We start from the raw sequence: 14,163 nt of genomic DNA, 5'->3' as shown, positions 1-14,163 counted from the left end.
GAATATATTTATTTTAAAAAATCCATAAAATGCTCCTTATTCTCTATAGGAGTAGTCGTGGGACGTCCCAAATTCTCCCGAGAATCTATTTTAACCTTTATTTCCAACAAAACAGGACCACATAACTTTGGAAGCTGCTTCATTGCTTCTTCAATTTCAACTTTTGTACAAACAGTATAAGTATGCTTATATCCGCTCCCCCGGACAATAGCCGGAATATCTAAACTAAATCCTAAAGTAGGCTGTCCTCCTACAGACTCGTGAGCACCATTGTTAAACAAAATATGATAATAGTTTTTAGGAGATAAATCGCCAATGTTACTAATTGCCCCTAAATGCATAATAAATGCTCCATCACCATCCAAGCAATAAACAGGTCTATCTTGCTTTGCTATAGCAATACCCAAAGAGATTGATGAACTATGTCCCATAGAGCCTACCGTGAGAAAATCATGTTCATGACCTTGCTCTTTCATTTCTCGATATTCAAATAACTCACGAGAAAGCTTGCCAGTAGTAGAAACGACCACTGAATTTTCAGGCAGATAATCCACAACTATTTGCAAAGCATCCTCACGAGATAAAGGATAATTACATCCGAACTCTTTTTGAAGTTTATATTTGCCAAAAACATCTTTCCGAATAATTATTGCATGAGGAATATTCTTAGTTTTTGCTGATTGTATGATATCATGGAGCTGAATAAATGCATCATTCTCATTTGAATCAAGAATTATATAAGGAATCCGCATTGCTTTCAACAAATCTAAAGTTACCTCACCCTGTTTTTTATGCTGAGGTTCATCTTTTGTTCCCGGTTCACCACGCCAGCCAATCATCAAAAGCATTGGAAAACTGTATACTTGTTCATCTGCAAGAGACAGCAGAGGATTAACAGTATTACCCAAGCCGGAATTTTGCATATAAACCACAGGAACCTTACCTGATGCCATATAATAACCTGAAGCAATTCCTACAGCCGCACCTTCATTAGCAGCTATGATATGTTTCTCACGTGAAGTATGGTCTGTGATATAGGCACAAATATTTTTTAGTAATGAGTCTGGAACTCCTGTAAAAAAATCAACGTCATGACTCAGAAACGTTTCATAAACTTTTTCTACGCTTAACATAATGATATTCCTCTTTTTATTTAGTACCTGGAATCAGTTCCAATATTTCTTTTATGGGCATACACAGTTCGCGCACCTCTAAAGCACGTTCATTCTCTAATATTATCTTTGCGACATTCATCATAGCAGGATAAGCGGCACGAAGCATATGATTAGCATAAATAATTATATTCACACCCCAATCACACAATTCAGACTCATAAATATGATCATATGTAGTAGGCACAACCACGATAGGTACATGAGCATACTGTTTTCGAAACGCCAAACAAAATTCTTTTATATCTTCACCCGACTTATTTTTGCTATGTATCATAATACCGTCCGCTCCCGCTTGGACATATGCAAAAGCTCTCTCTAAAGCATCACTTACCGGCTTTCCCGCTATAAGGCTCTCAATACGAGCGATAATCATAAAATCATCAGTAATCTGAGATGCCTTTCCTGCTTTGATCTTATTACAGAAACCTTCGATTGTATCTTGAGTTTGAATAACATCTGTACCAAACAATGAATTCTTTTTTAATCCAACTTTATCTTCAATTATTATAGCTGAAATTCCATGACGTTCTAAAGTGCGTACTGTAAATACGAAATGTTCAATTTTACCACCTGTATCTCCATCAAAAATAATAGGTTTAGTAGTACACTCCAGAATATTATTCAAATCTTGCAATCGGGTAGTTAAATCAACCGCCTCAATATCAGGTTTACCTTTACTGGTTGAATCCGTAAGGCTACTAGACCACATTCCGTCAAATACTTCCCTCTTATCCCCTTTTAATATTTCCTGATTTTCAATTATCAAGCCACATAGTCCATCATGAGCTTCCAAAATACGAACTACGGGTTTGGCATTTATCAAACGACGAAGTGATTTTAAACGTACATCAGGGGTTGTACCTATAGCCTTAATATCTTTATCCAAAGAAGATGAATTAATTCCCAAAGTATATGGAATTTCGATAACCTTTCCTCCCTGTTCATTCATCACTTCAAATACGCGCACACGTTCTTCACGTAAAGGCCCGGTTTTCCAGTCGTCACCATGAATTATATAGTCAGGTTTAATGCGTTTGAGATTCTCAACATAGCTCCATTCTTCTTGAGGAACAACTTTACATACGCCTTTAATATTCTGAACTACCTCTTTTCGTTGTTCATAGGTCAGATAAGGAAGGCGTTTATGCTCCGCAATAGCTTTATCTGTAAGAAGACCAATTATAACATCACCGTATTTAGTAGCCTCATTAATAATGCGGATAAGTCCTGGATGCATAATATCCGCAGTCATCCCAATATAAACTGTCTTACTCATAATTTGATATATTATTTTAATTAACAATACGGAACAATATATTTCTCTGCATATTCCAAATCTGATATGTCATCGATTTCATACCATTTCAGCCCTTCTACTTTATGCACATAAACAGGAGATTGAGAACAAGATATTCGTAGTAATTCATACTCATATCCCAAATTGGGTTGTTCATCAACAATACTCGCATAATCAGCACACATTATTTTGTAAAAGGAACCGGATAGTTTATGGATGCCGACCAATTCGCCTTTAGCGTTTAGTTTATTCTTATTGACAGAACATGAAGAAAGGCGAAAATTATCATCATGTTCCACATAATACTGATCTTGAAACTTTGTCACTGGAGTTATTAGCATTGCATCTGCCGCAGGACACTCCAATAAGCTCATTATTGCTTGTTTCTCAAAAATCAAATCTGACTCTAACAATAAAAAATCATCATTGCCCAGAATCTCCCGCGTATTATATAAAGTATACATACTATTTGTTTCAGCATAACGAGGACTAAAACAGGTTTCAAGCATAGGATAGTCTGTCTTCAATTCTTCATAAACTTCTTGTTTATATCCTGTACCGATTACAATTCGCTCAATGTCACATGATAACAAAGTATCAATAGAACGAACTATCATTGGAATACCTCCCACTTTGACGAACCCTTTAGGTATCAATTCTGTATATTGGCCAAAACGGGTTCCCATGCCCGCAGCCATTATCATAGCTGTACGTATCATTCGTTTAATAATATAGTAAGTGAATTTAATTGATGTAAGAATGTTGTAAACGACGTTTTAGCATCATTTATCCTGTTCTATCTCCTTATTTTTCAGTTCTTTTCTCAAGCTAGCCAGCAGACTTTTGCCAAAAAACACCCACACGAGAGTACCAGATACGGACAGGAACACAAATAATAAAATATAAATTTTGAGTCCCATACCTGAAGGTTTCAAAGGTACAACGGCAGGCTCAACTACTGCAAAGACTGGCTTTTCCTCCTGTACTTTGGCTCTGGATACCTGCAACTGATTAGCAACCTGACTATATATCTGATAAGCCAAACTCATGTCGTTCTGTAAACGCTCCTGCTCAGCACGTACACTTTGAAGAACCACATTATCATGGGCGTCTACATAATCCGCATATTTTCTTTGAGCAGCATAATATTCCTGCTGACGTTCTTTAAACAACCGTTCCAAATACGCACAGTCTTCTTTTACTTTTGAAGTTCGATACCCAATAATATATTCCTGTAATTTATGAACGACAGAATCTGCTATAACCGCAGTGATCTGCGGATTTTGTAAGGTGACCGTAATGCTCGTTATGGCGGTTTTCTTATCAATGGATGCACTAATCTTCTTTTTAAGAAAATTAATCTTCTCATTTACTTCTTTCGTCAATTCGATAGTTCCTTGCCGCCCTCCACTGGCAGGAACCGTATCTTCTCCGAATAATGATTTAACTCCTCCTATTACTATGCCCGGAAAACCTATAAGATAATCCCACCAAGGAGATGACTCTTCATCGAGATAAGACCCCAAAGTCATTTTATCATCCTTTTTAGAAACGGAGACTTCCATTTCTAAAAGTTCCAATAAAAAAGGAGTTGAAGAAACAATATCTGCTGAAAGAGAAGCGTTCAAGGCATCTGTGCTTTCCCCTATTAGAGCCCCATCTCCTAAAAACGAGGCAGCAAGTCCGGCTAAACCATTACTCCCCTTCGCATTACCCATTTCAGGAGAAAGGGTAACCTTTACTGTATACTGTTTAGGGATACTTACCGCTACAATTATTCCAATAATAAAACCAATTCCAACGGCTTTGTATAATTTTTTACGAATAGCAATAATCTTGCGAAAGATATCGACCAAATCAATTTCTATCTCATCACTTTCTGTCTTGTGTGGTTCAGAGAGCAAGTTTTTATCCTGTCGTTGTTCTGACATAAAAGTAAATTCTATTATTTCTTTATAAGATTAGCAATAGAAGCAATCATCATACCCAAAGAACTGAAGGAAGTAGCATAACCTAAAATATTAGCTATGTTCCCTTTCTTCTTAGCCTTACCAGGCACAATAATCTCACACCCCGGCTCAATCTGTTTCTTACCACTACCCTTAACCTTCGTCACCTGACCATTCATGTAAACAATGAACTTCTTACTCTTCCTTGCATTATCAGAATAGCCACCGGCCTGATTCAGGTAATAATCCACATCCTTTCCCTTCATATAAGAAACCGTATTGGGGACCATAACAGCACCATTGATAGTTACAGTATTAGTATTCTTAGGTATAAAGACCACATCACCTTCACGTAGGACAAGGTCGGCACTACCCTTAGGATTAGTCAAAGCCTTCTCCAGATCAATGCCTACCGTAAAGGTATCCTCAACACCAATACCCAAAGAGTCAATCATGGCTTCACCCAATTGCCTGCTCATCAGGCGAATCACATCACCCATACGTTTCTTCTCACCGGCACTTGCCACACGGGTCAATTTCGCACCACGGAGATAGGCAAGACTGGTAGGACCACCCGCTTTATTCACCAGATCGGAAAGACGTTCCTCACGGTTGGTCATGGCATAATTTCCTCCAAACAATATTTCACCATCAATGACTACATTCTGTTGCGCCTGATAACCGGGACTGCGACGGACATAAACTTCGTCATAAGGCTGAAGGATAAAACCGGGCTGACCGTCGATGACAAAACCATCCTTTAAAGAGAAGGTATACATCTGACCGATAGTATCATTATCCGCGGTACTACGGGGATTCTTGATTCGTCTCGACACATCAATGCGGACAGTAGAGGCGGCTTCTTTCAAGCCACCGGCCTGGATGATCAGATCCTCAAGTGTCATGTTATCAGCATAGGGATAGGAATCGGGGTGCGCGACTTCACCGTGAACTGTGACATTGCCACGATCTTCCAGATCGTGAATGCTCGGGATGTAGAGAATGTCATTCTTCATCAGGGCAAGGTTCGGGGAAGTACCGTTCATGATAGACTTGATATCTATCTGAACAACTTCACTGGTCAAATCCTCACGCTGGCGATAAAGGACGGCACGATTCAGGAAAGCGTCACCGGTCAGGCCCTGGGCTTCATGGACAAGTTCGCGGATCGTATTCAGTTTACCGCTGAGCTGGTAGATGCCGGGACGATAGACAGCGCCACGGATTTCCAGTTTGTTTGTGAAGCGGTTAAGGATGGCTTCGGCTGTTACAACGTCACCGTTACGCATTGTGTAGATGCTGTAGTCCATATCCTTGACCGTGTTGACCTCATATTCCTCACCATTCTGACGGACAACACGCAATGAACGGGTGTAGGCATCGGCTTCAAAGCCGCCGGCATATTTGATTAAAGTGGCAAGGTTCTCGTCTTTCTTCATTTCGAAACGCATAGGACGTTTTACCTTGCCGCTGATCTTTACCAAGACATCGTAGGCGGGGACGATAACCACGTCACCTTCCTGAAGGCGGATGTCATCCTGTGTGTTGCCTTTCATGATAAATTCGTAAACATCGATGGTGGCGATATTCTTTCCGTTGCGTACCAACTGAACGTTTCGGAGGCTGCCGATATCACTCACGCCGCCTGCACGGTAAAGCGCGTGGAAGACGGTAGAGAAGGAAGAAAGGGCGTAGGTACCCGGCTGCACGACCTCTCCCATCACGTTGATCTGAATAGTACGGATATTACCCAAAGTCAGACGGATGTCGGAAGTAGGGTCGGTAGTATTGTTCAGACCGTTATAGATCTTATTCAGGGCGCCCTTCAGATAGTCGTTGGCGGCGGAGACTGTCATACCGCTAAGGTTGACAGGCCCGATCTTCTGAATATTGATGGTGCCTTCAGGAGAGATCTGCTGGCGGATCGTGTTCTGGCTGGCACCCCAGATATCGATGATGACTTCATCACCGGGACCCAGACGGTAATTGGCAGGAGTGGCAAGGTTGACACTAGGCTCGAACGTCAGGTTGCGGGTATTGAAGATGTTGCGCCCGAAAACCTGATCCTCACGGGCCAAATCTTCCGTAGTCGGATGATCCTCCAGCATGTCGGAAGTATTCTCCTTAGTCTCTTCACGAAGGCGGGACTCGTTGATATCCGTACCCGTGGATTGGGAGGTGTTTACATTGTTCTGCTGCTCATAGAGCTGCTTCACACGCATAGCCTGTTCCTTGGTCACACCTTTACGCGCAAGCTCGGAAGCAAGCTGTTTCTGTTCCTTGCCTTGCCGGATGCCGTCCTTTACATATTCCAGTACCTGTGAGTCACTCATGGACTGGGCCATAAGCGAGCCACTTCCCAGCATAGAACAAAAAAGTAGAATGCTAAAAAGTCGTTGTATTTTCATTGACAAATAAAAAAGTTAGTTGGTTTCACACAGTTCCTGCATACCGTGACAGACCGCAGACAACTGTTGTTTAAGAAGAGAAGGGGGAAGAACATCAAGGAGGGTCAGAGAACGCTGCAAGACAGACCGTTTTCTATCCTCGTCTTCCGGATTGGCGTACATCGACACATTATATCCCTGAAGGATGGCCAAACACAGGGTAGCATCCTGCTCCGGTGTCTTCCCCCGTTGTGAATATAAATCGTTTATCTGTTTGTGGATGGATCGTTGTAAGGCGGAAAGGTCATCCAGATACACGCAGCCTGCACTCCCCCCACCAGGAAGCAGCATGCGTACCAAATTTAATAAACCCTCTATGTTTTCCTGTAAAATAACAGCATCCATATCCCTCACCTTAAACAGCCGCCATAATAGGCTCTACATAACCGACAGGCATATCCACACAGGCACATCCCAGCATATTCAGGCGAACGGCGATCTTACTCTTGCCATCCACATTAACCAGTTCGCCAACAAGACCCGTCAGGGGGCCTTTAATCACGCGGACCTTTTCGCCACGGGCCAAAGGGGCACTGTTCATGCTGATCGATTCTTCAGAATAATCAAGCATGAAACGGAAACGGGCCATCTGCTCGTCAGGAATTACGGCAGGACTACTCTCGCCGCGCATCACCATGTAACGGCTCACAGTAGAAAAACTCAGGACTTCCATGCGTTCCCTAGGGTCAACGTGTACGAAGACCATCATAGGAAGCAAGACGGAGGTGACCAGCTTGCGACGGTCGCTCCATTGGTGGAATTCCTGTTGAACGGGAACGAAATTCTCGATACCCATCTTGTCCAGATGCTCGGAAACCTTCTTTTCATGGTGCATCCGAACCAAAGCAACATACCAGCGTTTTGAGTGTGCTACGCCTTCCCCTGTCCCATTAATAGGCCCAGCATTGAGTGATTTCTTTTTTCTTAAAATCATGTTTTTTTACCCCATGTTTATCCGTTACTTCTTAGGTAACTCACAAACAAAGGACAAGCGAAACAGGGAACTTTTTTCAACGAAAACATCGGAAGAGGACTGGTATTCAGGAAATAAGGCAGAAGTGAAGGTGTTTTTCATAAATTGGAATAAAAAAAAGACATAACACGGATATTGTCATTTTCCGTCTGTTATGCCGACTTTTGATTCATTTTAAGAAATTAATTTCATTTTTGTTTGCGTATTTTCATAAATATGTCCATCTTTGCGCCATGAATCATTCCGTTACCTAAGAAGTAACACACACCAATAAACACTGTATATCAGGATTCTAAATCACACATACAGGCCAGAACCGCACCTCTTAACGTAAGACAAATTCATCCGGTTTACCTCCGTACGCTCTTTCAGCTCAAAGCCTTTCAGATAAATCTGCGTGGTCTTGATCGACTTATGCCCAAGCGACTCGCTGATCATCTCGATAGGGACACCACGGTACTTGGCAGTGGTAGCCCAAGAATGGCGCAGCGTGTAGGAAGTCACGGGGAAGTTGAGACGCAGCCGCTTTGCCAGGGATTTCAGGCAGTAGTTGAATCTCCGGAGAGCGGACTGGTATTCACGGTAAGCTTTCTCATCCTTCCTTTTCTTATCTCCCTGAAGGATGCCGAAAAGGTAGTCGGGACAGCCGGGACGGGGAGACCGCCGGTTACGGAGCTGCTCGAGCATCTCCTGTGCGCTGTCCAGAACCTCAACGCTCATGGGAGTCTTCGTCTTGACACGATTGTAGCGCAGCACGTTGCTATCAAGAGCGGATTTCTCCAAATGGCTCAGATCGGCGAAAGACATCCCGCAGAACTGGAACATCAGAGCGGCGATAGCCTGGGTACGGCGGAGACGGTCAGAATGGGGGTCTTCATAAAGAAGCCTGCGAAGAGCGACGACGGGAAGCGCCTTTTTCTGACGAACGTCCACTCCCGTATAGACCTCATGAAACAGGCGGTGGACATAAGGAGCGCTACCCGCCTCCACACCACGATTGTAGATACTACGAAGCATACGCATATACGTAGAAATTGTATTGGGCTTCAGACCACATGCGTAAAGATGCTGTTCGTAACGGCGAAGGCGGTCACGGGTGACTTGACGGAAGGACACACTATGGACACCACAAAACTTGCTAAAAGAAAGAAGGGCGTTCTGATAGACATGCGCCGTAGAGTAGCGGCCCTCCTCGCGCAAACGGCCGATATAGATATCGGCACAACGACTAAATCCATTTTTATTCATTATTTACATCACTAGTTTTATTACAACCTACAAAGTAAGATGAATAAACACGATATCTTAGTTTTATCTTGTTTGACTATATTAAAATTACTAAAAAGCTGATGCTCACGAATCCGTAACCCCATAAAAAATGTGAGAGAAAACCTTTCAATTTTCTCTCACATTTGGAAAACAATAAAATTAAACTCACTTACTAATTGCCAATTCGTTCGCTATTGCTTTCTTTTAAAACAGCAATTGGCATCATTCTTCGTTCTTTTCAAGAGACTTCTTCTCTTAAGCAATCTAATTCTCTACCTAATTATTAATTTACTCCCCTTAAAATTCTGTCTAGCCATGGACAGTTCATCCACCTGTTATCTATTGTCTGTTTATAAATAGTTCCTTATATTTATAAGAGGAGCTTTCTTTCCTTTTTTACCAAGAAAAATAGAAGAAAAAATAGATTTAATTAAAAAACGCCTTCCAGAGTACTCTGAGAGGCGTTTTTTAATTGCAGAAATATTTCACTTCCTGCTTTATATCAAGGATAATTTCTCTTTTTTACGGTGTGGACTTCTGTTCCCGTCTATTCTAATATGACTTTCTGCCCGCTCAACTGATAATTGATTCCCAAAGAACCAAATACTTTTTTCAATGTTTCGTGCAGATCTCTCGTCAGGATGGTTCCGTTATAGTACAGTTCATTATATTTTTCACACCCTACCACTTCCACATCAAAGATATGCTGAATATCTGCTACTACATTGACCAGCGGATCATCTTCATAACCGAGTACTTCGGGCAGTTCTTCCTTTTCCTGAACAGGACCAATCTTATTCTCATCACAGCGTACACTTTCACCGGCATTCAATGTCTGTTCGCCGATTGGTGTCTCTACCTTCACTGTTCCCTCTTCACAATTGACAGTGATCGTTTTTCCTTCCTGCTCGACCAAGAATTTTGTACCTAACACCGTAACATCTCCGGCTTCCGTTCGTACAGTAAATGTTTTACCCGGAGTCACGTCAAAAAAGGCCGATCCGAGCAGATTCAGTTTACGCCCCCAAAGCCAACTCACTTTATTATAAGACAAAGTTGAGTTTTGCATCAGCTTCACAGAACTGCCATCCGGTAGCTTGTAATCGACAGCTACTGCTTCAGACGTAATCTTCTCTTCCGACAGATAGTAATAACCGCCTATTCCGAAAAGCAGGATAAACAGGGCCGCTACTCTCCAGTAGATACAACTGCTCCTAAGAACAATCAGTTTCTGTCTTCCTGCAGCGTTCGGTCTGCTTGTTAATGCATCCGCACGTTTTTCTTCACGAAATTCTTCTAACTTCCCACCAACTACAGACTTCCGTGCAAACAACTCACCTTTCAGAGGAAGTTTGCCGTCTTCCATATATTGTTCCAGAAGTTCTTTCCTATTCTCCATATCCTCACCTCAATTAAAAATCCATAAATTAGCAGCTACAGTCAACAGGAATGATTTGCTCAATCGCTCTCTCAGTCTGGATATTGCCATGTGGGTAGTATTATAAACAGTACGGGAAGTCAGTCCCATCACTTCGGCTATTTCGTCCGAATTCAGTTTTTTATAATACTTCAAGTATAATACCTCTCTCTGCTGCTTTGTCAAGCCATTTATTTCTTTCTGCAGAACTTCTAACTGCTCTCTTTCAAGTTCGGAACGGACAATCGCTGTTTCTATGTCTATCTCCAAATCGAATCTATATTCGCTTGAGTTAACTTCGTCCAATGATGTGAATACGCCATTAGCAGTTTTCTTCAACTCATTCAGCAGCATGCGTTTCAGCGCCACACACAGGTAAGCGGATATGGACTGAGGCTCGGAATAACTCTGCCTCTTCTCATACAGATAAACGAACAAAGACTGAATGGATTCAGTTACCAGATCATCATCACCGGCAATCTTCATCCCATATCCGTAAAGTAAATCCGAATATTCATTGTAGAGTTGCCGGAATGCTTCTTCATCCCCCTGCTGGATTTTCTCCCAAAATGTTGTATTCATTTCTCCTTCCCTTATTTACAGGTAACATAATTCTTCCCCTTTTACCAATTATTTTTGTTAAATTCCACCAAGCAGACTAAAATTCACTTGTGAAGTGGAATTTAATGTGCTTGAAGTCCATTTGTGCCATCTGAAGCACATAACCTGAATCGGCAAGGAATACGTCACGTCCTTCCCTGTCTTTCGCCATATATTGGTATTTACGTTTCTTGAAAGCTTCCAGCTCAGCAGGATCATCGCTTTCTACCCAACAAGCCTTGTACAAACTTACCGGTTCCCAACGGCAAGAAGCATTATACTCGTTCAGCAGACGATACTGGATAACCTCAAACTGCAACTGTCCGACCGTACCAATAATCTTGCGGCCGTTGAACTGATTGACAAACAACTGTGCCACACCTTCGTCCATCAACTGGTCGATACCCTTTGCCAGCTGTTTCTGCTTCATCGGATCGGCATTTTCGATATACTTGAACATCTCCGGCGAGAAGCTGGGCAAACCGCGGAAATGGAGCAGTTCTCCTTCCGTCAGCGTATCACCGATCTTGAAAGTTCCGTTGTCCGGCAAACCGATGATATCTCCTGCATAGGCTTCGTCAATGGTCGTTTTCCGCTGTGCCATAAACTGGGTGGGCGATGAGAAACGCATGGTCTTGCCATGACGGACGTGCTGATAGGGTGCATTACGTACAAATTTGCCCGAACATATCTTGCAGAATGCTACACACGAACGATGATTCGGGTCGATATTGGCGGTAATCTTAAAGATGAATCCGGTGAATTTCGGTTCGTCCGGTTTCACTTCACGCTCTTCTGCCTGTACAGGACGAGGACTAGGAGCAATCTCCACAAAGCAGTTCAACAATTCCTGTACACCAAAATTATTCAAGGCAGAGCCAAAGAATACAGGTGCGCAATCTCCTGCCAGATAAGATTCCACATCCAGTTCCGGATAAACTCCTTCGATCAGTTCCAGATCGCCACGCAGTTTGTCTGCCAGCGGCTTACCGATCTGCTTATCCAGTTCTTCCGTATGTATGTCGACTTCTACCTTCTCCGTCACCACTTGTTTGGAAGGTTGGTACAAGTCCAGTTTCTTCTCATAAATATTATATACTCCTTTGAAGCGGGCTCCCTGTTCGATAGGCCATGACAGCGGGCGGACCTGAATCATCAGTTCTTCTTCCAGCTCGTCCAGCAAGTCAAACGGGTCCTTACCTTCACGGTCCATTTTATTAACGAAAATGATGACCGGAGTTTTTCTCATACGGCACACTTCCATCAGTTTACGGGTTTGTGTTTCCACACCTTTCGCTCCGTCTACTACAATGATAACGCTGTCTACAGCAGTCAGCGTACGGTATGTGTCTTCGGCAAAGTCCTGGTGACCCGGAGTATCAAGAATATTGATCTTGTAGTCCCGATAGTCAAATTCCATTACGGAAGTTGTCACCGAGATACCACGCTGTTTCTCAATCTCCATCCAGTCGGAAGTAGCCGTTTTCTTGATTTTATTGCTCTTGACCGCACCTGCCACCTGAATCTGACCACCGAAAAGCAATAACTTCTCCGTCAATGATGTCTTACCGGCATCCGGATGCGCAATAATGGCGAATGTTCGCCGTCTCTGTATTTCTGTATTATCTGCCATATTTATTATAAAGTATCGATGCATCTTTTCAGGCTTTCCTCCCAATGAGGTATTTCGATGCCGAACGTTGTTTTTATTTTTGTTTTATCGAGTACGGAATATGCAGGGCGGTTCGCTCTTGTAGGATATTCCGCCGTATGCAGCGGTTTCACTTTGCATGAAGTGATTCCTGCCAAACGATGAATAGCTACCGTAAAGTCATACCAGGAGCAGACTCCTTCGTTGCTGAAATGATAGACTCCACGAACGATGCCTTTATTAATAATAGCAAAGATGGCCTGTGCCAGGTCATTGGCGTAAGTAGGAGTTCCTACCTGATCGAAAATGACTCCCAGACTATCACGCTCTTTGCCCAGACGGATCATCGTCTTCACGAAGTTGTTGCCAAAAGTGGAATAAAGCCATGCGGTACGGATAACGACTGACTTTTCGCAATGATTCAGTACCTCATATTCTCCTTCAAGTTTCGTTGTTCCATATACCGAATTCGGACATGGATCGCATTCTTCTGTATAAGGAATATGAGCGGTGCCGTCAAAAACATAGTCGGTAGACACCTGAATCATCGCCGCACCATTAAACTGCGCTGCACATGCCAGCGTTTTAGGAGCTTCACTGTTCAGCTTGTAAGCCAGTTCCGAATCATCTTCCGCTTTATCTACTGCTGTATATGCCGCACAATTAACAATAAGCTCAATCCGCTTTTCAGCAATATATGCCCAAACAGCGTCCTTATTACAGATGTCCAGCTCCTGCACATCTGTGAAATAATACGTATGTTGCGGATTCTCTTTTGCAAGAACTTGCATTTCATTGCCAAGCTGACCATTGGCACCCGTCACTAAAATTCTCATTTATTCATCAAGTTTTAATTCCCCTTTCAGGTCTTTATCGTAATAGTTTGCCAACATGGAAAGAAAGCTGCTGATAGCTTCTACCGCCTTCATAGTCCCCTCGCTGACAGGCTTTTTCTGCAGACGAAGCAAAAGTAGTCCATAGAGTGCTTCGAAGCAAGTCTCCAGTTCCGGCTCTTCTTTTTTGCCATTCTTATTCCGCAGTTCTACAATAAACGGCAATGCTTTGAAATAAGCGGCACTGTAGAAAGGAAATTTGGGAGAAGAAGTCAACGCATTATGAAGCTCTGTCAGATTGATGATGATGTTCTTGTTAATCTGCAAATGACCTTTTTCACGTACCCCTTCCTCATTCATCATGGTGATCAGGTTGCCGTACCACTCTCGCAGGGCAGGACGCTGATCTTCCGGATAACGGGCGATCACATTCGCCTCGATCTCCTCCAGCTCACCATGATTGGCGCGGATCAGGTCTTCTTCTTGCCACATATATATAAGGTACTCGGCAATGTTTTTCTCTTTAAGCTGTCTGGCTATCTGATTCATAAG

General features: G+C 42.7%; 13 protein-coding genes. All 13 read right to left on the bottom strand.

From position 1 onward, the window contains the following. Nucleotides 1-8: 8 nt before the first annotated feature. Nucleotides 9-1,133: a phosphonopyruvate decarboxylase gene (aepY, locus tag NBH01_RS00130; RefSeq protein WP_008767815.1), complete on the bottom strand. Its 1,125-nt coding sequence runs from the start codon at nt 1,131-1,133 to the stop codon at nt 9-11. Nucleotides 1,134-1,149: 16 nt separating this feature from the next. Then, nucleotides 1,150-2,451: a phosphoenolpyruvate mutase gene (gene aepX / locus NBH01_RS00125; RefSeq protein WP_008767814.1), complete on the bottom strand. Its 1,302-nt coding sequence runs from the start codon at nt 2,449-2,451 to the stop codon at nt 1,150-1,152. A gap of 20 nt (nt 2,452-2,471) precedes the next feature. After that, nucleotides 2,472-3,191: a phosphocholine cytidylyltransferase family protein gene (locus NBH01_RS00120; protein ID WP_008767813.1), complete on the bottom strand. Its 720-nt coding sequence runs from the start codon at nt 3,189-3,191 to the stop codon at nt 2,472-2,474. Nucleotides 3,192-3,254: 63 nt separating this feature from the next. After that, entirely contained in the window at nt 3,255-4,403 is a 1,149-nt protein-coding gene (locus NBH01_RS00115) for a chain-length determining protein (protein WP_118307796.1), read from the bottom strand. 14 nt (nt 4,404-4,417) lie between these two features. After that, on the bottom strand, nt 4,418-6,829 hold the full coding sequence (locus NBH01_RS00110) for an SLBB domain-containing protein (RefSeq protein WP_250699926.1): 2,412 nt from the start codon (nt 6,827-6,829) through the stop codon (nt 4,418-4,420). 15 nt (nt 6,830-6,844) lie between these two features. Next, the gene (locus NBH01_RS00105; protein ID WP_016267018.1) at nt 6,845-7,213 is read right to left on the bottom strand and encodes a UpxZ family transcription anti-terminator antagonist; all 369 of its coding nucleotides are present in this window, start codon (nt 7,211-7,213) and stop codon (nt 6,845-6,847) included. A gap of 10 nt (nt 7,214-7,223) precedes the next feature. Continuing rightward, complete coding sequence (locus tag NBH01_RS00100) at nt 7,224-7,802, bottom strand: UpxY family transcription antiterminator (RefSeq protein ID WP_072067381.1); 579 nt, start codon at nt 7,800-7,802, stop codon at nt 7,224-7,226. Between the two features lie 336 nt (nt 7,803-8,138). Further along, nucleotides 8,139-9,089 carry a tyrosine-type DNA invertase cluster 3b gene (locus NBH01_RS00095; protein WP_008763389.1) on the bottom strand — a complete coding sequence of 317 codons (951 nt, stop codon included), beginning with the start codon at nt 9,087-9,089 and terminating at the stop codon, nt 8,139-8,141. 568 nt (nt 9,090-9,657) lie between these two features. After that, the gene (locus NBH01_RS00090) at nt 9,658-10,509 is read right to left on the bottom strand and encodes a FecR family protein (protein ID WP_011107954.1); all 852 of its coding nucleotides are present in this window, start codon (nt 10,507-10,509) and stop codon (nt 9,658-9,660) included. Between the two features lie 9 nt (nt 10,510-10,518). Continuing rightward, on the bottom strand, nt 10,519-11,109 hold the full coding sequence (locus tag NBH01_RS00085) for an RNA polymerase sigma factor (RefSeq protein ID WP_225679234.1): 591 nt from the start codon (nt 11,107-11,109) through the stop codon (nt 10,519-10,521). A 76-nt stretch (nt 11,110-11,185) separates the two neighbouring features. Then, nucleotides 11,186-12,760, bottom strand: coding sequence for a peptide chain release factor 3 (locus tag NBH01_RS00080; protein WP_008763318.1), 1,575 nt, complete (start codon nt 12,758-12,760; stop codon nt 11,186-11,188). Nucleotides 12,761-12,765: 5 nt separating this feature from the next. After that, on the bottom strand, nt 12,766-13,614 hold the full coding sequence (gene rfbD, locus NBH01_RS00075; RefSeq protein ID WP_008767804.1) for a dTDP-4-dehydrorhamnose reductase: 849 nt from the start codon (nt 13,612-13,614) through the stop codon (nt 12,766-12,768). Beyond that, nucleotides 13,615-14,160, bottom strand: coding sequence for a DUF4924 family protein (locus tag NBH01_RS00070; protein ID WP_008767803.1), 546 nt, complete (start codon nt 14,158-14,160; stop codon nt 13,615-13,617). Nucleotides 14,161-14,163: the final 3 nt, after the last annotated feature.

Origin of the sequence: Bacteroides sp. B1-V-101 (assembly GCF_023656585.1) — a bacterium.
Lineage (GTDB): Bacteria > Bacteroidota > Bacteroidia > Bacteroidales > Bacteroidaceae > Bacteroides > Bacteroides thetaiotaomicron.
The sequence above is the reverse complement of the archived record's forward strand: the minus strand, read 5'-3'. Positions and strand labels throughout refer to the sequence as shown.

Excerpts from the sequence above, each read along its gene's own strand:
- aepY (WP_008767815.1), bottom strand. The coding sequence starts at position 1,133 with ATGTTAAGCGTAGAAAAAGTTTATGAAACGTTTCTGAGTCATGACGTT.
- aepX (WP_008767814.1), bottom strand. The coding sequence starts at position 2,451 with ATGAGTAAGACAGTTTATATTGGGATGACTGCGGATATTATGCATCCA.
- NBH01_RS00120 (WP_008767813.1), bottom strand. The coding sequence starts at position 3,191 with ATGATACGTACAGCTATGATAATGGCTGCGGGCATGGGAACCCGTTTT.
- NBH01_RS00115 (WP_118307796.1), bottom strand. The coding sequence starts at position 4,403 with ATGTCAGAACAACGACAGGATAAAAACTTGCTCTCTGAACCACACAAG.
- NBH01_RS00110 (WP_250699926.1), bottom strand. The coding sequence starts at position 6,829 with ATGAAAATACAACGACTTTTTAGCATTCTACTTTTTTGTTCTATGCTG.
- NBH01_RS00105 (WP_016267018.1), bottom strand. The coding sequence starts at position 7,213 with ATGGATGCTGTTATTTTACAGGAAAACATAGAGGGTTTATTAAATTTG.
- NBH01_RS00100 (WP_072067381.1), bottom strand. The coding sequence starts at position 7,802 with ATGATTTTAAGAAAAAAGAAATCACTCAATGCTGGGCCTATTAATGGG.
- NBH01_RS00095 (WP_008763389.1), bottom strand. The coding sequence starts at position 9,089 with ATGAATAAAAATGGATTTAGTCGTTGTGCCGATATCTATATCGGCCGT.
- NBH01_RS00090 (WP_011107954.1), bottom strand. The coding sequence starts at position 10,509 with ATGGAGAATAGGAAAGAACTTCTGGAACAATATATGGAAGACGGCAAA.
- NBH01_RS00085 (WP_225679234.1), bottom strand. The coding sequence starts at position 11,109 with ATGAATACAACATTTTGGGAGAAAATCCAGCAGGGGGATGAAGAAGCA.
- NBH01_RS00080 (WP_008763318.1), bottom strand. The coding sequence starts at position 12,760 with ATGGCAGATAATACAGAAATACAGAGACGGCGAACATTCGCCATTATT.
- rfbD (WP_008767804.1), bottom strand. The coding sequence starts at position 13,614 with ATGAGAATTTTAGTGACGGGTGCCAATGGTCAGCTTGGCAATGAAATG.
- NBH01_RS00070 (WP_008767803.1), bottom strand. The coding sequence starts at position 14,160 with ATGAATCAGATAGCCAGACAGCTTAAAGAGAAAAACATTGCCGAGTAC.